At 72.4% G+C, this 18,344-nt stretch carries 16 protein-coding genes; 4 read left to right on the top strand and 12 right to left on the bottom strand.

The features are described from left to right. Positions 1-35: 35 nt before the first annotated feature. Positions 36-1,055, bottom strand: a complete 1,020-nt coding sequence (locus PD653B2_RS05475) for a LacI family DNA-binding transcriptional regulator (protein WP_089503891.1) — start codon at positions 1,053-1,055, stop codon at positions 36-38. Positions 1,056-1,218: 163 nt separating this feature from the next. Between PD653B2_RS05475 and radA the strand changes: the two genes are divergently transcribed. Further along, positions 1,219-2,637 (top strand): DNA repair protein RadA, encoded by a 1,419-nt coding sequence (gene radA / locus PD653B2_RS05470; RefSeq protein ID WP_085871321.1) that lies wholly within the window; start codon positions 1,219-1,221, stop codon positions 2,635-2,637. A 52-nt stretch (positions 2,638-2,689) separates the two neighbouring features. Next, the gene (gene disA, locus PD653B2_RS05465) at positions 2,690-3,772 is read left to right on the top strand and encodes a DNA integrity scanning diadenylate cyclase DisA (RefSeq protein ID WP_207559338.1); all 1,083 of its coding nucleotides are present in this window, start codon (positions 2,690-2,692) and stop codon (positions 3,770-3,772) included. Here the strand turns inward: disA and PD653B2_RS05460 are convergent. Beyond that, complete coding sequence (locus tag PD653B2_RS05460) at positions 3,769-4,575, bottom strand: hypothetical protein (RefSeq protein ID WP_085871320.1); 807 nt, start codon at positions 4,573-4,575, stop codon at positions 3,769-3,771. The two genes, disA and PD653B2_RS05460, sit on opposite strands and share 4 nt — an antisense overlap. Positions 4,576-4,638: 63 nt before the next feature. Here PD653B2_RS05460 and PD653B2_RS05455 point away from each other — a divergent pair, with 63 nt between their 5' ends. Beyond that, on the top strand, positions 4,639-5,505 hold the full coding sequence (locus tag PD653B2_RS05455) for an A/G-specific adenine glycosylase (protein WP_085871319.1): 867 nt from the start codon (positions 4,639-4,641) through the stop codon (positions 5,503-5,505). A 91-nt stretch (positions 5,506-5,596) separates the two neighbouring features. On the opposite strand, the gene PD653B2_RS05450 is transcribed toward PD653B2_RS05455, so the two are convergent. The 10 genes from PD653B2_RS05450 to PD653B2_RS05405 form a co-directional block, all read right to left on the bottom strand. Continuing rightward, positions 5,597-8,176: an ATP-dependent Clp protease ATP-binding subunit gene (locus PD653B2_RS05450; protein WP_085871446.1), complete on the bottom strand. Its 2,580-nt coding sequence runs from the start codon at positions 8,174-8,176 to the stop codon at positions 5,597-5,599. Positions 8,177-8,572: 396 nt separating this feature from the next. After that, positions 8,573-8,899, bottom strand: a complete 327-nt coding sequence (locus tag PD653B2_RS05445; protein ID WP_085871318.1) for a histone-like nucleoid-structuring protein Lsr2 — start codon at positions 8,897-8,899, stop codon at positions 8,573-8,575. Positions 8,900-8,988: 89 nt separating this feature from the next. Beyond that, positions 8,989-9,762 (bottom strand): type III pantothenate kinase, encoded by a 774-nt coding sequence (locus PD653B2_RS05440; protein WP_085871317.1) that lies wholly within the window; start codon positions 9,760-9,762, stop codon positions 8,989-8,991. After that, positions 9,759-10,736, bottom strand: a complete 978-nt coding sequence (nadC, locus tag PD653B2_RS05435; RefSeq protein WP_085871316.1) for a carboxylating nicotinate-nucleotide diphosphorylase — start codon at positions 10,734-10,736, stop codon at positions 9,759-9,761. Before nadC ends, PD653B2_RS05440 begins: the two co-directional genes overlap by 4 nt. Beyond that, on the bottom strand, positions 10,733-12,409 hold the full coding sequence (locus PD653B2_RS05430; protein WP_089503890.1) for an L-aspartate oxidase: 1,677 nt from the start codon (positions 12,407-12,409) through the stop codon (positions 10,733-10,735). The genes nadC and PD653B2_RS05430 overlap by 4 nt, the downstream gene beginning before the upstream one ends. A gap of 9 nt (positions 12,410-12,418) precedes the next feature. Continuing rightward, positions 12,419-12,838, bottom strand: coding sequence for an aspartate 1-decarboxylase (gene panD, locus PD653B2_RS05425; RefSeq protein ID WP_085871315.1), 420 nt, complete (start codon positions 12,836-12,838; stop codon positions 12,419-12,421). Beyond that, on the bottom strand, positions 12,838-13,734 hold the full coding sequence (gene panC, locus PD653B2_RS05420) for a pantoate--beta-alanine ligase (protein WP_085871314.1): 897 nt from the start codon (positions 13,732-13,734) through the stop codon (positions 12,838-12,840). The genes panD and panC overlap by 1 nt, the downstream gene beginning before the upstream one ends. Next, positions 13,731-14,666, bottom strand: a complete 936-nt coding sequence (locus tag PD653B2_RS05415) for a Rossmann-like and DUF2520 domain-containing protein (protein ID WP_085871313.1) — start codon at positions 14,664-14,666, stop codon at positions 13,731-13,733. The genes panC and PD653B2_RS05415 overlap by 4 nt, the downstream gene beginning before the upstream one ends. Positions 14,667-15,103: 437 nt before the next feature. Further along, a complete protein-coding gene (locus PD653B2_RS05410; RefSeq protein ID WP_085871312.1) occupies positions 15,104-16,018 on the bottom strand; it encodes a hypothetical protein in 915 nt (304 codons plus the stop codon). After that, positions 16,015-17,133, bottom strand: a complete 1,119-nt coding sequence (locus PD653B2_RS05405; protein WP_085871311.1) for a sulfotransferase family protein — start codon at positions 17,131-17,133, stop codon at positions 16,015-16,017. The genes PD653B2_RS05410 and PD653B2_RS05405 overlap by 4 nt, the downstream gene beginning before the upstream one ends. A 34-nt stretch (positions 17,134-17,167) precedes the next feature. Here PD653B2_RS05405 and PD653B2_RS05400 point away from each other — a divergent pair, with 34 nt between their 5' ends. Beyond that, the gene (locus tag PD653B2_RS05400; RefSeq protein ID WP_085871310.1) at positions 17,168-18,277 is read left to right on the top strand and encodes a glycosyltransferase family 2 protein; all 1,110 of its coding nucleotides are present in this window, start codon (positions 17,168-17,170) and stop codon (positions 18,275-18,277) included. The last annotated feature ends 67 nt before the right edge of the window (positions 18,278-18,344 follow it).

Raw genomic sequence — 18,344 nt, 5'->3', positions numbered from 1 at the left:
TCGACCACCATCAGCGGATCCGCTCCGCGTCTCCGCTAGCTGGACCCGCGCAGCGCCAGGGTCGGCACGAGCAGCGTGCTGGTGGCGATGGTGGGCGGGTGGGCGAGCAGGCCCTCGAGCGCCTTGACGATCTCGACCGCGACGTCCTCGAGCGGCTGCCGCACGGAGGTCAGGCCGAACGGGACGACCTGGGCGACCTGGGAGTCGTCGAAGCCGACGACCGACATCTCCCGGCCGGCGGTGATGCCGCGGTCCCGGAACGTGTGCAGCACCCCCATCGCCAAGGTGTCGGAGGCACAGACGAAGGCGGTCGGCTGCGCCTCGTCGAGGAGCACGGCGCTCGCCTCGCGCCCGCTGGCGACGGTGTCCTCGACCCGTGACGCCAGGCCGGTGGTCGGCAGGCCGCGGGCGTGGAGGGCCCGGCTCCAGCCGGCCCGCCGGTCCTCGCCGATGCGGGAGTCCTTGCGCCAGCCGATCCAGGCGATCCGCTGGTGACCGCGGTCGAGCAGGTGGGTGGTGGCGAGGTCGGTGCCGGCCGCGCCGTCGACGTCGACCCACGGGTGCCGGGCGTCGGGGTGGTCCCAGGGCCGGCCGAAGGCGACGAAGGGAGCGCGCCGCTGCTCGAGCCAGACGGCCTGGGGGTTGCCGAGGTAGGTGTCGGTGACGACGAACGCGTCGACGGCCGTCGAGCGGAGCAGGTCCTCGTAGCCCGCGATCGGATCCTCACTCGAGCCGGCGAAGAGCAGCACGTGGTAGCCCGCCTCGCGCGAGGTCTCCACGAGGGAGTGCACGAACCGGTCCATCGTCGCGTTGGCCGTGCCCTCCTGGGCCGGCCCGATCCGCATCCCGATCAGGTGGGAGGCGCGGGTGCGCAGGTTGCGCGCGGCCCGGTTGGGCGAGTAGCCGAGAGCCTCGATCGCGTCCTGGACGCGGGCGAGGGTGTCGGAGCGCAGCAGGTCGGGGTTGTTGACGGCGTTCGAGACCGTCTGCCGCGAGACCCCGGCCAGCTCGGCGACGTCCGCCAACGTGGGAGGGGTCGTGCTCAGCGGGGTCACCGAAAGCCGGCCTGCGGGCCGACCCGAGCTCCTGGACAACCCCACCTCCTCGACCTGCCGGGGATCGTCTTGATCGATCCAATGACACCACAGCCGCGGGCGTTTGCAGAAGGACCCCCGGTCCTCGACCGCAGTGTCGGCGCCGGCGCCTACCGTTCCACCCATGTCGAAGACCCCCCGCGCCGCCTTCCGTTGCTCCGAGTGCGGCTGGGAGACGACGAAGTGGGTCGGGCGCTGCGGCGAGTGCCAGGCGTGGGGATCGGTCGCCGAGGCGGCGGTCGTGCCGGCCGGGCGGACGACGGCCACCCCGGTCACCCGGCCCGCGGTGCCGATCGGCCAGGTCTCTGCCGAGGACTCCGAGTTCCGCAGCAGCGGCGTCCCCGAGCTCGACCGGGTGCTCGGCGGCGGGCTGGTGCCGGGCGCCGCGATCCTGCTGGCCGGCGAGCCCGGCGTCGGCAAGAGCACGCTGCTGCTCGAGGTCGCCGCCCAGACGGCGCGCTACCAGCGCCGCACCCTCTACGTGACCGGCGAGGAGTCGGCCTCCCAGGTCCGGCTGCGTGCCGACCGGACCGGGGGCGTGCACGACGAGCTCTATCTCGCGGCCGAGACCGACCTCGGTGCGGTGCTGACCCACATCGAGCAGGTCCGCCCCACGCTCGTGGTCGTCGACTCGATCCAGACCATCGGGGCGCCCGGCGTCGAGGGCGTGCCCGGCGGCGTCACCCAGGTCAAGGAGGTCGCGGCGGCGCTGATCCGCGTCGCCAAGACCCGCAACATCACCATGGTCATCGTCGGCCACGTCACCAAGGACGGCTCGATCGCCGGTCCCCGGGTGCTCGAGCACGTCGTCGACGTGGTGCTCCACTTCGAGGGCGACCGCGACTCGCGCTTCCGGGTGGTGCGGGCGATGAAGAACCGCTTCGGCCCCGTCGACGAGGTCGGCTGCTTCGACCTCGGCCCCGACGGCATCACCGCCGTCACCGACCCGACCGGCCTCTTCGTCGAGAACCACCACGCGATGGTCCCCGGCACCTGCGTCGCCGTGACGATGGAGGGCCGGCGGCCGATGCTGGCCGAGGTGCAGGCGCTGGTGACCCACAGCGCGGCCGAGCGGCCACGACGTACGACGTCTGGGCTCGACTCGTCGAGGGTCGCGATGGTGATGGCCGTCCTCCAGCAGCACGCCAACATCCGGCTGCACACGATGGACGTCTTCGCCTCCACGGTCGGCGGCGCGCGGGTGACCGAGCCTGCGAGCGACCTGGCGGTCGCGGTGGCGCTGGCCTCGGCGACCCGCGGCGTGCCCGCGCCGCGCGGGGTCGTCGCGATGGGCGAGATCGGGCTGGCCGGCGAGCTGCGCCGGGTCCGCGACCTGCCCCAACGGCTGGCCGAGGCCGCCCGGCTGGGCTTCCAGCTCGCCGTCGTCCCGACCGAGCCCGGACGGCCCGCCGCTCGGTCCCCCGAGTCCTGGACGATCGACGGCATGCGCGTGCTCGACGTCCCCGACATCGGCGCCGCCCTCCGGCTGCTCCACCTGACCAACTCGCAGCATCAGAAGCCCCGCCCGGTCGAAGGGCTCTAGACTTCCCGCAGCGGCCGAGGTGCGCCGCGCCCACACGAAGGGATCGGCGAACGTGGCCATCGACCGCTCGGACGAGACGCTGCGCCTGCGCGCGACCCTCGCCACGATCGCCCCCGGCACGCCGCTGCGTGACGGCCTCGAGCGGATCCTGCGCGGCCGCACCGGCGCGCTGATCGTGCTCGGCCACGACAAGGTGGTCGAGTCGATCGCCACCGGTGGGTTCACCCTCGACGTCCCGTTCACCGCGACCGGCCTGCGCGAGCTCGCCAAGATGGACGGCGCGATCATCCTCGACCAGGACGTCACCCGGATCCTGCGGGCGGCCGTGCACCTGATGCCCGACCACACCATCCCGTCCGAGGAGACCGGCACCCGGCACCGCACCGCCGACCGGGTTGCCCGCCAGACCGGCTTCCCGGTGATCTCGGTGTCGCAGTCGATGCAGATCATCGCGGCGTACGTCGGGGAGACCCGCCACGTGCTCGAGGGCTCCGGCCAGATCCTGTCCCGCGCCAACCAGGCGCTCGCGACCCTCGAGCGCTACAAGATGCGCCTCGACGAGGTCTCGAGCACCCTGTCCGCGCTCGAGATCGAGGACCTCGTCACGGTCCGCGACGTCGCGGTGGTCGCGCAGCGACTGGAGATGGTGACCCGGATCGCGAGCGAGATCGAGGACTACGTGCTCGAGCTCGGCACCGACGGCCGGCTGCTGTCGCTCCAGCTCGAGGAGCTCGTGACCGGCGTCGACACCGAGCGCGAGCTGGTGATCCGCGACTACCTGCCGGCCGGCCGGCGGTCCAAGAGCCCCGAGGCGCTGCTCAACCGGCTCGAGTCGCTCTCGTCGACCGAGCTGGTCGACCCGGCCGCCGCCGCCCGCGCCCTCGGGCTCGGCAACGGCGAGCACCTCGACGGGGCCGTCGCCCCGCGTGGCTACCGGCTGCTCGCCAAGGTGCCGCGGCTGCCCACCGCCGTCGTCGACCGGCTGGTCGACCACTTCGGCACCCTCCAGAAGCTGCTTTCCGCCGGGGTCGACGACCTGCAGGCCGTCGACGGCGTCGGCGAGCTCCGGGCCCGCAGCGTGCGCGAGGGCCTCTCCCGGCTGGCCGAGTCGACGATCTTGGAGCGGTACGTCTAGTCGGGTTCGACGGCTCCGGTCGGGGACTTCGAGTTCGACGGCGTGACCGGCCGACCGGTCGGCGAGCCCGACGGCGAGTTCGTCGGCTTGGCGGTCTCGGTGACCGTCCCGGCGACCGGGGTGGTCAGCTGGAACTGCAGGTCGGACGGCTCGCCGCCCAGCGCCGACGCGGTCACGTGGTACCAGCCGGGCATCGCCCAGTCGGTCCGGAGGTAGCACTCCTCGCCGGAGCGGCGAGCGCTCCGCCAGGTGACGCCGAGGTTCGTGGTGACCGCCTTGCGCACCACGACGTCGCGGACCGGCACGGCGTGGGGGCAGTCGCGACTCGACCAGATGTCGTCACGACCGGAGGTGATCGAGAGGGTGAGCGCGTCGGAGGACGCCGGCCACGTGCACGCCTCCGAGTCGAGGGTCCGGAGCTGGAGCACGATCAGCACGTCGCGCCCGGCCACGGCGTTCTCGACCTTGGGGGTGACGGCGATGTCGTCGTTCGCGCACGTGCCGTCGGGCGTGGCGAGCGGCGGCGCCTCGCTGGACTGCTGACCGCTCGGCCGGTGCTTGCCGGGCTTGCCGGGCTTGCGCGCCGAGTCACTCGGTGTCACCGGCAGGGACGAGGTGAGGATCTCGCTGGGCGTCCGGTCCGCGGCGACCTGGGCTGCGGTGTCGCCGACCGACGACGCGTCGCTGCCGCCACCGAGCAACCGGGCAATGCCGACGACGAGGAGCAGGGCGGTGCCCAGCACCATCGTCCGGCGCACCCAGTACACCCGCGCCGGGAGCGGGCCTCGGGTCATGGCGGGCATGCCGCCACGCTAGTCAGTGACCCGCTCCGGATCGTGCTGCCACACCGACGACAATGGTCGGTGATGAGCGCCTTGCACGAGCCGATCCTCGATTGGTACGACGCGCACGCCCGCGAGCTCCCCTGGCGCGGGGTCGACGCGACCCCGTGGTCGGTGATGGTCTCGGAGTTCATGCTGCAGCAGACCCCGGTCGCCCGGGTGCTGCCGGTGCACGAGCAGTGGCTCACGCGCTGGCCGTCGCCGGCGGACCTGGCGGCCGAGGCGACCGGCGAGGCCGTCCGCGCGTGGGGACGGCTGGGCTACCCGCGCCGGGCGCTGCGGCTGCACGCCGCGGCGGTCGCGATCGTCGAGCGGCACGACGGGGAGGTGCCCGCGTCGTACGACGACCTGCGCGCGCTGCCCGGCATCGGCGACTACACCGCCGCGGCGATCGCGACCTTCGCGCACGGGCGCCGCCACGTCGTCCTCGACACCAACGTGCGCCGGGTCTTCGCGCGCACCCTGCAGGGCGTGGAGTTCCCGGCCCCGTCGGTCACGAAGGCGGAGCGCGAGGTGGCGCTCGAGGTACTGCCCGACGACGTGCCCACCGCCGCCACCTGGTCGGTCGCGGTGATGGAGCTCGGCGCCCTGGTCTGCACGGCCGCGAAGCCACGCTGCGACGCCTGCCCGGTGGCCGACCTGTGTGCGTGGCGCGCCGCCGGCCACCCGGCGTACGACGGGCCGCCCCGCAAGGTGCAGACCTGGGCCGGCACCGACCGGCAGTGCCGCGGGCGGCTGCTCGCGGTGCTGCGCGACAGCGACGGGCCGGTGCACCGCAGCAGCCTCGACGCCGCGTGGTCCGAGGAGGCACAGCGGGTCCGCTGCCTGGCGTCCCTGGTCGAGGACGCGCTGGTCGTGCACGCCGGCCCGGACACCTACGCGCTCCCCTGAGCGCCGAGTCGGCGCCAGTTTCCCGCGTAAATGCGCCGAGTCGGCGCCAGTGTCCCGTTGGTGGGGAAACTGGCGCCGACTCGGCGTTGGTTCAGTCGGCCTTCGGGACGTCGATCGGGCCGTCGCTGTCGTCGGGACCCTCGATCGGCGGCACCTCCGACGCGGCGACCTCGGCGGTCTCGAACGGCGGGAGGTCGGGCAGCACGCCGACCTTCTGGCCGGCGAAGGTGAACTTCGCCTCCGGGCCCTCGCCCTCGACGCCGACCAGGACGATCTGTCCCGGGCCGACCTCGCCGAAGAGCATCTTCTCCGACAGCACGTCCTCGATCTCGCGCTGGATCGTGCGCCGCAGCGGCCGCGCGCCCAGCACCGGGTCGAAGCCCCGCTCGGCCAGCAGGTTCTTGGCCGGCTGGGTGAGCTCGAGCGACATGTCGCGGTCCTTGAGCCGGAGCTCGACCCCCGCGATCATGTTGTCGACCATGTGGACGATCTGCTCCTGCGTCAGCGGCGGGAACACGATGATCTCGTCGACACGGTTGAGGAACTCCGGGCGGAAGTGCTGCTTGAGCTCGTCGGAGACCTTGGCCTTCATCCGCTCGTAGGAGCCGGCCGCGTCGCCCGAGGCCTGGAAGCCCAGGTTGACGCCCTTGGCGATGTCGCGGGTGCCGAGGTTGGTGGTCATGATGATGACGGTGTTCTTGAAGTCGACCACCCGGCCCTGCGAGTCGGTCAGGCGACCTTCCTCGAGGATCTGCAGCAGGCTGTTGAAGATGTCCGGGTGAGCCTTCTCGACCTCGTCGAAGAGCACCACGGAGAACGGCTTGCGGCGCACCTTCTCGGTGAGCTGGCCGCCCTCTTCGTAGCCGACGTAGCCGGGAGGCGAGCCGAAGAGCCGCGAGACGGTGTGCTTCTCGCCGTACTCCGACATGTCGAGCTGGATCAGCGCGTCCTCGTCGCCGAAGAGGAACTCGGCGAGCGTCTTGGACAGCCAGGTCTTACCGACACCGGACGGGCCGGCGAAGATGAACGAACCGCCGGGGCGCTTCGGGTCCTTCATGCCGGCACGGGTACGACGGATCGCCCGCGAGATGGCCTTGACGGCCTCCTCCTGGCCGATGACCCGCTTGTGCAGCTCGTCCTCCATGTTGAGCAGCCGCGTGGACTCCTCCTCGGAGAGCTTCACGATCGGGATGCCGGTCGCGACCGCGAGGACCTCGGCGATGAGCTCCTCGTCGACCTCGGCCACCTCGTCCATGTCGCCCGCGCGCCACTGCTTCTCGCGCTCGGACTTCTTCAGGATGAGCTGCTTCTCCTCGTCGCGCAGGCGCGCCGCGGCCTCGAAGTCCTGGCCGTCGATGGCGGCCTCCTTGCGCTGCCGCACCTCGCCGATCTTGTCGTCGTACTCGCGCAGGTCGGCGGGGGCCGTCATCCGGCGGATCCGCAGCCGCGAGCCGGCCTCGTCGATCAGGTCGATGGCCTTGTCGGGCAGGAAGCGGTCGGAGATGTAGCGGTCGGCCAGCGTCGCGGCCGAGACGAGCGCCTCGTCGGTGATCGTCACGCGGTGGTGGGCCTCGTAGCGGTCGCGCAGGCCCTTGAGCATCTCGATCGTGTGGGCGATCGACGGCTCGGCGACCTGGATCGGCTGGAAGCGGCGCTCGAGGGCGGCGTCCTTCTCGAGGTACTTGCGGTACTCGTCGAGGGTGGTCGCGCCGATGGTCTGCAGCTCGCCGCGGGCCAGCATCGGCTTGAGGATGCTGGCGGCGTCGATCGCGCCCTCGGCCGCGCCGGCGCCGACGAGGGTGTGGATCTCGTCGATGAACAGCACGATGTCGCCTCGGGTGCGGATCTCCTTGAGGACCTTCTTGAGGCGCTCCTCGAAGTCACCGCGGTAGCGCGAGCCGGCCACCAGGGCGCCCAGGTCGAGCGTGTAGATCTGCTTGTCCTTGAGCGTCTCGGGGACGTTGCCCTTGACGATGTCCTGGGCCAGGCCCTCGACGATCGTCGTCTTGCCGACGCCGGGCTCGCCGATGAGGACCGGGTTGTTCTTCGTCCGGCGGGACAGGATCTGCATGACCCGCTCGATCTCCTGCTCCCGGCCGATGACCGGGTCCAACTTGCCCTCGCGGGCGTCCTGGGTCAGGTTGCGACCGAACTGGTCGAGCACCAGCGACGACGACGGCGCGTCGCTGCCGGAGGCGCCTGCGGCCGCGGCCGAGCCGGCCGACTCCTTGCCCTGGAAGCCGGAGAGCAGCTGGATGACCTGCTGGCGGACCCGGTTGAGGTCGGCGCCGAGCTTCTGCAGCACCTGGGCGGCGACGCCCTCACCCTCGCGGATCAGGCCGAGCAGGATGTGCTCCGTGCCGATGTAGGAGTGGCCGAGCTGGAGCGCCTCGCGCAGCGACAGCTCGAGCACCTTCTTGGCGCGCGGGGTGAAGGGGATGTGGCCGCTGGGCGCCTGCTGGCCCTGGCCGATGATCTCCTCGACTTGCGCGCGCACGGCCTCGAGCGAGATGTCGAGGCTCTCGAGCGCCTTGGCCGCGACGCCCTCACCCTCGTGGATCAGGCCGAGCAGGATGTGCTCGGTGCCGATGTAGTTGTGGGAGAGCATGCGGGCCTCTTCTTGGGCCAGCACGACAACCCGTCGGGCTCGGTCTGTGAACCGCTCGAACATGCGCATCGCTCCTGAAGCTTTTCGGGGCCCCGCCCGCCTGGATCGGAGGGGAGGTACGAGACAACTAACCCCGCTGACAGCCTACGCGTTCCCCGGTCAGGGCCCAGACACTCCGCTGAGAGCGAACATGGGAGCGGTGCAGCGACGTATGAGGGACGAACGCGGCGCGTGAGCTCCACCAGATTGAGCAAGCCGCGCGACCGAGCTGGCGAGGTCGCGACCGGCGCATCGAAATCCGGTGAGACGAACGAGGGCGGTGACCACGTCCCGTGGTCACCGCCCTGCCTTGTCTTATCGGGTCTCGATACGCGCCTTGTGGCTTCGTCCCTCAGCCACGGCGCTACTCGACCTCCCGCCCTGAGCCGCGAGTTCGCAAGCTCACTCGCGGGGGCGTGATCAGTGCGCGGCGGCGAACGCCTCGCGCACCTCGGCGGAGACCCGACCGCGGTCGGGGACGTCGTGACCGTTGGAACGGGCCCAGTCGCGGATCTCGGCGGCGCTGGGTCCACTGGTGCTGGCGGCGGACTTGCGTCCGCGGCGCGGGGCGGCGCCGACCTTGCGGCCGTGACCGACATAACCCGAGAGAGCGTCGCGCAGCTTCGCGGCATTCTTGTCGTTGAGGTCGATTTCGTACGACGTGCCGTCGAGGCCGAAAGAGACAGTCTCCGTTGCCTCACTACCGTCGAGGTCATCGACGAGAACAATGCTGACCTTCTGAGCCATTTCAGGAAACCTCTATCGAATTCGGGGGTTATTGGAACAACATTCAGCATCATGCCACGCACCCGAAGAATTACCGAAACCGAATAGGGTCACGCGTTACGAGAGAAGACCAGCCCCAGCCCACGCAGTGTCAACCACGGGGCGTGGTGGGTGAAGCTGCGGCACTCGTCGACCACCAGAGGCGCGAGGTAACCGGTCGCAATGACGTGCACGTCCTCGGTCGCCACACCGAGCTCGGCGATCATCCGCGAGACAATTCCCTCGACCTGGCTAGCCACGCCGAAAACCATTCCCGACTGGAGCGCCTCGACGGTGTTCTTGGCGATCACCGACCGCGGGCGGAGCAATTCGACTTTGCGCAGCTGGGCGCCGCGACGGCCGAGCGCCTCGAGCGAGATCTCGATTCCCGGGGCGATCGCGCCGCCGACGTACTGGCCCTGCGGGCTGATCACGTCGAATGTCGTCGCGGTGCCGCCGAAGTCGACGACGATCGCGGGTCCGCCGTACTCGTGGACCGCGGCGAGCGCGTTGACGATCCGGTCGGTGCCGACCTCGCGGGGGTTGTCCATCAGCACCGGCACCCCGGTGCGGATGCCCGGCTCGACGACCACGCAGGGGACGCCGTCGAAGTGGCGGGCCAGCATGTCGCGCCACTCGTGCAGCACCGCGGGCACCGTCGCGCAGACCGCGATCCCGTCGACGTCGTCGATCGCGCGGCCCAGGAGACCCCGCAGCAGCACCGCCCACTCGTCGGAGGTGTGCCGCTCGTCGGTGGCGACCCGCCAGTCGGCGGTGACCTCCCCGTCGACGAGCAGGCCCAGCATCGTGTGGCTGTTGCCGATGTCGGCGACCAGCAGGCTCATGACGGCCGAGATCCCGGGGGCTCCGGCGCGGCGGGAGCCGAGCGAGTGTCGTCGCGGGGTGAGAGGTCCATTCCCAGGTCGAAGACCTTGACGGAGTGGGTGAGCGCCCCGACCGAGATGAAGTCGACGCCCGTCTCGGCCACCTCGCGGGCGCGCTCGATGGTCAGCCCGCCCGACGCCTCCAGCGTGACCCGCCCGGCGGCCCCCGACCGTTGGACCAGCCGCACGGCCTCGGCCATGACGGGTGTGTCCATGTTGTCGAGCAGGATCTCGGTGCAGCCGGCGGCCAGCAGCTCCTCGAGCTGGTCGAGGTCGGTCACCTCGACCTCGACGCGCAGATCGGGGTAGGCGGCCCGCACGGCCTCGTACGCCGGCACCACCCCGCCGGCGGCGAGCACGTGGTTGTCCTTGACCATGGCGCGGTCGCTGAGGCTGAAGCGGTGGTTGACGCCGCCGCCGCAGCGCACGGCGTACTTCTGGAGCGCGCGGTACGTCGGGAGCGTCTTGCGGGTGTCGAGCACCCGCGCCCGGGTGCCCTCGAGAGCGGCGACCCAGGCGGCGGTCGCGGTCGCGACGCCGGACAGGTGGGAGGCGAAGTTGAGCGCGGTCCGCTCGGCGGTGAGCAGCTCCTTCAGCGGCCCGCTGACCCGCAGCACGGTGTCGCCGGCGGCGACGCGGGTGCCGTCGGGGACCCGGTCGGACACCTCGACCGCGCCGTCCATCGCGTAGACGAACGCCAGCTCGGCCACGGCGAGCCCGGCCACCACGCCCGGCTCGCGGGCGACGAAGTCGGCGGTGCCGGTGCCCATGCTCGGCATCGCCTCGCTGGTGACGTCGACGCCGCGGTGCGGGAGGTCCTCCTCGAAGGCGGTCTCGACCAGCCCGTAGACGACGACCGGGTCGAGCCCGGCCGCGGTGAGCTCGTCGATCAGGGTGCGGGGCAGGTCGCCGTACGGCGTGCGCGCGATCGTCATGCGCTGCCTCCATCACTCGGGGCGGCGACCACGAACTCCAGCGTGGTCGCGCCGTCGGACGTCACCGCGTCGAAGTGACCGGCGAAGTGCACGTCGTCGCGCTCGGGGAAGTCCTCACGCCAGTGGGACCCGCGGGTCTCCTCGCGCAGGGTGGCGGCGTCGGCGAGCGCGACGCTGAGGGTGAGCAGGTTGGTGGTCTCCCACGACTCCTGGTCGATCACGTCGGCACGCAGACCGGCCAGCTTGTCGAGCAGCTGGGTGGCGTCGGCCAGGCCCGCGGCCGAGCGGAGCACTCCGACCTGGGAGGTCATCACCTCCTGTAGCTCGCGGCGTACGCCACCCGGCACCAGGCCGGCGGTGCGCACGTCGGTCGCGGGCTCGGCCAGCGGCCGCAGCTCGCCGGGCAGCACCGTCGCGATCCGGCGGGAGAAGACGAGCCCCTCGAGCAGCGAGTTGGAGGCGAGCCGGTTGGCGCCGTGCACACCCGAGCAGGCGACCTCGCCGGTGGCGTAGAGGCCGGGGACGTCGGAGCGGCCCCACAGGTCCGTGCGGACCCCGCCGGAGGCGTAGTGGCAGGCGGGCGCGACCGGGATCAGGTCGGTGACCGGGTCGACGCCGTGGCTGCGGGCGGTGGCCAGGATGGTCGGGAAGCGGCGCTCCCAGAAGTCCGCGCCGAGGTGGCGGGCGTCGAGCCACATGTGCGGGTGGTCGCTGTCGAGCATCCGGCGCATGATCGCCTTCGCGACGACGTCGCGCGGCGCGAGGTCGGCGAGCTCGTGGACGCCCTGCATGAAGCGGTTGCCCTCGAAGTCGACGAGGAACGCGCCCTCGCCGCGCACCGCCTCGGAAATCAGCGGCTGCTGGCCGCGGGACTCGGGGCCGAGGTACATCACGGTCGGGTGGAACTGCACGAACTCGAGGTCGCGCAGCACCGCACCGGCCCGCAGCGCGACCGCCATGCCGTCGCCGGTCGAGACCGCGGGGTTGGTGGTCTGGGAGAAGACCTGGCCGAGGCCGCCGCTGGCGAGCACGACCGCCCGGCAGCGCACCGCGCCGACGCCGTCGCGCTGCCCCTCGCCCATCACGTGGAGGGTGACCCCGGCGACGCCGCCGTCGTCGGCCAGCAGGAGGTCGACGGCGAGCGCGTGCTGGATGACCTCGATCTCGGGCGCCTGCTCGATGGCCGCGATCAGGGCCCGCTGGATCTCGGCGCCGGTGGCGTCGCCGCCGGCGTGCGCGATCCGGTCGCGGTGGTGGCCGCCCTCGCGGGTCAGCGACAGCTCGCCGTCGGGGTCGTGGTCGAAGTTCGTGCCGAGCGCGATCAGCTCGCGCACGGCCTCGGGGCCCTCGGTGACGAGCACGCGTACGGCCTCGGGGTCGCAGGCGCCGGCGCCCGCGACCAGGGTGTCGATCTCGTGCTCGGCCGGCGTGTCACCGGGACCGAGGGCAGCGGCGATCCCGCCCTGGGCCCACTGGGTCGAGCCGGCGGCGAGCACGTCCTTGGTGACGACCAGGACCTTGTCGACCCGGCCCCGGAGCCGGAGCGCGGCGGTCAGGCCGGCGATCCCGGAGCCGATCACGACGACGTCGGCGGTGGTGGTCCACCCTGGCTCGGGCGCGGTGAGGCGGCCGGGGACGCGGCGTACAGGCGCGTCGATCTCGCGGGCAGGCACCCCAGGAGGCTAGCGCCTGGCCAGCTGGTCGCCGCGGACCAGCCCGGAGCCCTCGGGCGCCTCGGCCGGGTCGAAGCCGGTCGCGAGGATGGCGTTGTCGGCGTCCACGAAGACGACGTGCGGCTGGAACTCACGGGCCTCGGCGGTCTCCATCTGCCCGTAGGCGATCAGGATCACGAGGTCGCCGGGGTGCACCAGCCGGGCGGCGGCGCCGTTGATGCCGATCACACCCGAGCCGCGCTCCCCCGCGATCGTGTACGTCTCGAGCCGGGCGCCGTTGGTGATGTCGACGATGTGCACCAGCTCGCCGGACAGCAGGTCGGCCGCGTCGAGGAGGTCCTCGTCGACGGTGACCGAACCGACGTAGTGGAGGTCCGCCTGGGTCACGGTCGCCCGGTGGATCTTGCTCTTCATCATCGTGCGCAGCATCAGGACGCTCCTTCCCGCGGCGCCACGGGAGACCCCAGGACGAGCGGCATGTTGTCGATCAGGCGGGTGGTGCCGACCCGGGCGGCGATGAGGATCCGGGCCTCGGCGCCCGGGGGTACGTCGGCGGGCAGGTCGCCCAGGTCGCGGTCGGTGATCACGAGGTAGTCGAGGTCGACGCCGTCGGCGGCCCGGAGCTCGGCCCGCGCGGCGTCCAGGGCCACGTCGGCGCCCCAGCGAGCGCCGTCCTGGGCTGCGTGCAGGGTGCGGCTGAGGGCGGTCGCCTGGCGGCGCTGCTCGGCGTCGAGGTAGCGGTTGCGGCTCGACAGCGCCAGCCCGTCGGGCTCCCGGACGGTCTCGGCGCCGACGACGTCGACCGCCAGGTTGAGGTCGAGCACCATCCGCCGGATCAGGGCGAGCTGCTGGTAGTCCTTCTCCCCGAACACGGCGACGTCGGGCCGGACCAGCCCGAAGAGCTTCGCCACCACGGTCAGGACGCCCTGGAAGTGGCCGGGCCGGGTCTTGCCCTCGAGGACGGCGGCCAGGGGCCCGGGCGCCACGGTGACCTGGGGGTCGCCGCCCGGGTAGACCTCCTCGACGCTCGGCGCGAAGACGATGTCGGCCCCCTCGCGCTCACAGATCTTGAGGTCGTCCTCGAGCGTGCGCGGGTAGCGGTCGAGGTCCTCCCCCGCCCCGAACTGGAGCGGGTTGACGAAGATCGAGACGACGAGCGGCCCGTCGGCGATCCGCTCGCGCGCCGCACGGATCAGGCTGGCGTGGCCCTCGTGGAGGGCACCCATCGTCGGCACCAGCCCGACCGGCCGGCCGCCTGCGCGCGCGGCGGACAGCAAGGACGACAGCTCCTCGCGGGTGTGCGCGAGGACGGGTGAGGCACTCATCGCCGGCGCGGCGCCGGGGCGGGCTGGCCCGTCACGCGCTCGGGGGCCACGGCCGCGTCGAGCACCCGGCGCATCGCGGCCGCGCGGATCGGCAGCAGCCGGCCGTCGGTCACGACCCGGTCGAGGGTGTCGCGGGCCATGGCGACGTACGACGGCAGCGTGTGCGGCGCGTTGGCGGCAATCTCGGCGAGGTGGGCGCGGACGGTGTTGACGTCGCCGCGCACCATCGGGCCGGTGAGCGCCGAGTCGCCCTGCTCGAGCGCGTTGTCGAGCGCGGCGGTGAGCAGCGGGCGCAGGGTGCCGGCCGGGTCGTCGGCGCCGGCGGCCGCGAGCAGCTCCATGGCCTGGCTGACCAGGGTGACCAGGTGGTTCGCGCCGTGGGCGAGCCCGGAGTGGTAGAGCGTGCGCATCTCCTCGGGCACCCACATCGGGCGCCCACCGAGGTCGGCCACCAGCTGCTCGGCGATCTCGTGCTCGGCGTCGCCGGCGGTCAGGCCGAAGACGCAGCCGTGCAGGCGGTCCAGGTCGAGCGCCGTGCCGGTGAAGGTCATCGCGGGGTGCATCGCCACGACGCGGGCCCCGACCCGGGCGGCCGGCTCGAGCACCCGGAGGCCGTGGAGGCCGGAGGTGTGCACGACGTACTGGCCCTCGCGGACGGCGCCGCTGTCGCTCAGCACGCGCACCACGTTGGGGAGCATGTCGTCGGGGACGGTCAGGAGCAGCAGGTCACTGGCGCGCGCGACGTCGGTCGGCTTCGCGGGCGTGGCGCCCGGCAGCAGGTCGGCGATGCGGGTGCGGGAGGCGTCGGACTCGCCGGCCGCGGCGACCACGTGGTGGCCGGCGGCTTCGAGGGCGGCGGCCAGGACGGCGCCGACGCGTCCGGCGCCGATCACGCCCACGCGCAGGCCGGTCTCGCGGGTCAGGTGCGGCATGTGTCGAACCTTTCGTTCCAGTCCCTCCGACCACCCTCCTGTCGCGATCAGCGGGGAGGGCCGGGGTGGGTACCGGACGGTGTGCTCGTCTGTGGATGAACCCTGTCGAGGACTGGTCTTCCCCGACGATCTCGAATCTACGCCTGCGGTTTCGGCAAGTGAACGGATCCGGACGTGACCTACCCGACACCGACTCTCCTGCGCTGACCCGTCGCTTGCGCTCCGGGATTCTGCGCTGACCCGTCGCTTGCGCCCCGGGATTCTGCGCTCACCCGTCGCAGCTGGTCGCGCACGATCGACGGGTCGGCGATTCCACAACGTGCACGAACGACGGGTCAGCGGTCCCGGGACGTGCACGAACGACGGGTCAGCGGTCTCGGGACGTGCACACGCGACGGGTCAGCGACCCCACGACGTGCGCAAGCGACGGGTCGCGGTCAGCCGACGGCGAGGGGGCGCGGGGCGCGCGGCAGCCAGTCGTGGGTCACGTGGTCGACGATGTGCACGCCGGCGGGCGCGGTGATCTCGTGGACACCGGGCAGCACCCGGCCCTCCCGGAGCGCGTGGAAGACCTCCCACTCGCGGCGCTTGCGCTTGTTGCGCCAGCTGGTCGCGAACGACTCGGGGTCGGTCCAGTGCGCGAACTCGTCGCCGTCGAGGTACTTCAGCTCCACGCACATGCCCTGCGGCAGACCGATCGAGCGGACGCCGACCGGCGTCGTACGGATCTCCCACTCGAAGGCCTTGGTGTAGACGAAGTCCGGCCCGATCGGGAAGCCCCACTCCTCGGCGTTGCGGAGCCCGAGGTCGAGGTAGCCCACCGTGTCGCTCGCCAGGTAGAGCCCGTGCCGCGGCACCCGGATGATCGACTGGACGTCGCCGACCTGCCAGCCGAGGTCGGCGATGGAGACCTCGCCCTCGGTGGTGAGGACCATGTCGCCGTCCCACTTCCACGAGTAGCGCGTGGTGACCTGCGCGAAGCACCAGTTGTAGAAGTACGAGAGCGAGTGCACGGACAGCTCGTGCTGGGCGAGGTGCTCGGCGCCGGCGCGGGCGACCGTGAAGGGGTACGACGTGACCGTCAGCTTGTCGGTGCGCCCCACCCGTGCCGCGGTCTCGCGCGCGACGTCGGTGGTGGCGTCGGTCGAGCCGTTGTCGACCAGCAGCACGTGGTCGCAGGCGCGGAGCAGCGGCGGCAGCACGAACGGCAGCGACGGGGCCTCGTCCTTGACCCGGAGCACCGCGGTCGAGCCCGGGCGCAGCCCTTCCGGTCGCAGCCACGGCCAGGTGATGTCGTAGTCGGTGTGGCCCTCCAGGTTCGAGATCCCGGTCGCCCCGAGGTGAGCGGTCACCTGCTGCGGCCCAGCATCTTGCGCAGACCGCGCCGCATCGGTGCCGGGACCGCGGCGCGGAGACGGTGCGGCACCTTGTCGACCCGCGACGGCGCTGCGGGCGCGGGCGCGGCCCCCCTCAGCTGCTTGCGGGTGCGCTGCTCGGCGGCCACGACGGAGGAGCGCGAGATCGCCTCGGCCTCCTCGTAGAGCTCGACGTACGCCTCGCGCAGCTGGTCGAGCGCCTGGTGCGCGGCGGGGGTGTCCCCGCCGGGCTCGGCGAGCTTGTTGAGCTCCTCCCACGTCTCGCCGGTCAGCTCGTGCAGCCGGGGCGGGAGGCCGAGGTCGTCGAGGCTCAGCGTCATCCGGCGCAGGCTCGGGTCGACGAAGCGGTGCCCGTCGCGGATCGCCTCGCTGCGGGCGTGCATGACGTGCTGGAGGTCGAGCCGCTCGCCGAGCTGCATCACGACGCGGGTCCAGTCGTCGAGCAGGTCGGCGTACCGCACGAACACCCGGCCGCCGTCGGCGACCGACTCGCGGGTGGCGCGCTCGGTGTGGAGCAGCATGTTCAGCCAGGAGGCGGCGAGGTGGGCCGAGCCCAGCCGGTTCTTGTAGTAGGTCTGCTTGCTGCCGACCACCTCGGCCGGCGGGCGGAGCATGGTCGCGAAGACCGGCGTCGCGCCGGTGCGGACCGCGGCGACCCGCCACAGCGACAGGAACCAGCTCAGCCGCGGGTCCTTGACCACGAGCTCGGTGTTGCCGGGCGCCTCGCTGAAGTGGCTCTCCAGCCACTCGGCGGCGCGGATCCGCTCCTGCTCCCTGGTGGAGACCCGCCCGGTCTCGAACCACGCGTCGGGCCGGGAGTCGCTGACCTGGACGCCCGCCTCCCTGAGCAGCCGGTCGTGGTTCTCGACCACCCAGGCCGGCTCTCCGAAGCCCTTCGGGTTGGTCTCGTCGGCCACCACCTCGGGCTGCGGCACGTGCAGCCCCATGATCTGCATCAGCCCGGCCATCGTGCTCGTCCCACTGCGTCCCGCACCCGCCACGAACAGCACCTTGCGGGGGTAGTCGGCGGGGTCGACGGCGCTGGGGTCCGAGCTGGGGTCCGAGCTAGGGTCGGCGGGGCGGTCAGTCACGAGCAAGGAGCCTAACGGTCAGTACGGTGAGGCCATGAAGTTCGGACGGCGGGCGCCACTGGTCAGCGTCGTCGTCCCGGTGTACGACGTCGAGGCGTACCTGCCGGAGGCCCTCGACAGCGTGCTCGCCCAGAGCCACCGCGCCCTCGAGGTCGTCGTGGTCGACGACGGGTCGACCGACGGCTCCGGCGCGCTCGCCGACGACTACGCCGCCCGCGACCCGCGGGTGCGGGTCGTGCACACCGCCAACCGCGGACTCGGCGCCGCCCGCAACGAGGGCGTCCGGCACGCGACCGGCGAGATCCTGGCCTTCGCCGACTCCGACGACGTCGTCCCCCCCGAGGCCTACCGGACCCTGCTGCGCCAGCTCACCGGCACCGGCTCCGACTTCGTGACCGGGTCGGTCGCCCGGTGGGACGGCGAGCGGCTGACCGAGCTGCCGTGGATGCGCCGGCTCCACCGCGACCGCGCGGCGTACCCGATCACCGAGCACCCCGAGATCCTCGGCGACGTCTTCGCCTGGAACAAGCTCTTCCGCCGGGCGTTCTGGGACGGCGCGGACCTCTCCTGGCCCGAGGGCATCCGCTACGAGGACCAGCCCACCACGACCCGGGCGTACGTCGCGGCGCAGCGCTTCGGCGTGGTCCCGGAGGTCGTCTACCACTGGCGGATCCGCCACGACGGCTCGTCGATCACCCAGCAGCGGTCCTCGCTCGACGACCTGCGCGACCGGTGGGAGACCAAGCGGATGTCGCTGGCCAGCGTGCGCGACCTCGGCTCCGAGGAGGTGACGGAGGTCTTCGTGGACCGGGTGCTCGCCGGCGACCTGCACCGCTACTTCACCGAGATCCCGGGCTGCACGGACGCGTGGTGGGAGCTGCTGACGGCGGGCGTCCGCGAGCTCTGGGGCGCGCGGTCGCTCACCCACTCCGGGCTCCCGCCCGTGCACCGGCTCACCGGCTGGCTGGTGGAGCAGGGGCGGCGGGAGGACGCCGCCGCGGTGATGACCTACGTCGCCGGGCTCGGCGCGCCGGTGCCCCAGGTCGTCACGCCGACGGGCCCACGGATCGACGTACCGGTCCTCGACCCGGCCTCGGTCGACCCGGCCGCGCTCGCGGTGCGGGACTTCGAGATCCGCGTCTGAGGTTGCGGTTGCTGGAGACGTGCCGACCCGGGAGCGGCGCCGGCGGCGCCGCTCCCGGCATCGTCGG

Origin of the sequence: Nocardioides sp. PD653-B2, assembly GCF_002117935.1 — a bacterium.
Classification (GTDB): domain Bacteria; phylum Actinomycetota; class Actinomycetes; order Propionibacteriales; family Nocardioidaceae; genus Nocardioides.
This window is presented reverse-complemented; position numbering and strand designations above follow the sequence as displayed.

What these genes read in the sequence shown, in the direction of transcription:
- panC (WP_085871314.1), bottom strand. Translation starts at nt 13,734, where the DNA reads ATGAGTGCCTCACCCGTCCTCGCGCACACCCGCGAGGAGCTGTCGTCC.
- radA (WP_085871321.1), top strand. Translation starts at nt 1,219, where the DNA reads ATGTCGAAGACCCCCCGCGCCGCCTTCCGTTGCTCCGAGTGCGGCTGG.
- PD653B2_RS05450 (WP_085871446.1), bottom strand. Translation starts at nt 8,176, where the DNA reads ATGTTCGAGCGGTTCACAGACCGAGCCCGACGGGTTGTCGTGCTGGCC.
- PD653B2_RS05445 (WP_085871318.1), bottom strand. Translation starts at nt 8,899, where the DNA reads ATGGCTCAGAAGGTCAGCATTGTTCTCGTCGATGACCTCGACGGTAGT.
- PD653B2_RS05455 (WP_085871319.1), top strand. Translation starts at nt 4,639, where the DNA reads ATGAGCGCCTTGCACGAGCCGATCCTCGATTGGTACGACGCGCACGCC.
- PD653B2_RS05440 (WP_085871317.1), bottom strand. Translation starts at nt 9,762, where the DNA reads ATGAGCCTGCTGGTCGCCGACATCGGCAACAGCCACACGATGCTGGGC.
- PD653B2_RS05460 (WP_085871320.1), bottom strand. Translation starts at nt 4,575, where the DNA reads ATGCCCGCCATGACCCGAGGCCCGCTCCCGGCGCGGGTGTACTGGGTG.
- PD653B2_RS05400 (WP_085871310.1), top strand. Translation starts at nt 17,168, where the DNA reads ATGAAGTTCGGACGGCGGGCGCCACTGGTCAGCGTCGTCGTCCCGGTG.
- nadC (WP_085871316.1), bottom strand. Translation starts at nt 10,736, where the DNA reads ATGACGATCGCGCGCACGCCGTACGGCGACCTGCCCCGCACCCTGATC.
- panD (WP_085871315.1), bottom strand. Translation starts at nt 12,838, where the DNA reads ATGCTGCGCACGATGATGAAGAGCAAGATCCACCGGGCGACCGTGACC.
- PD653B2_RS05415 (WP_085871313.1), bottom strand. Translation starts at nt 14,666, where the DNA reads ATGCCGCACCTGACCCGCGAGACCGGCCTGCGCGTGGGCGTGATCGGC.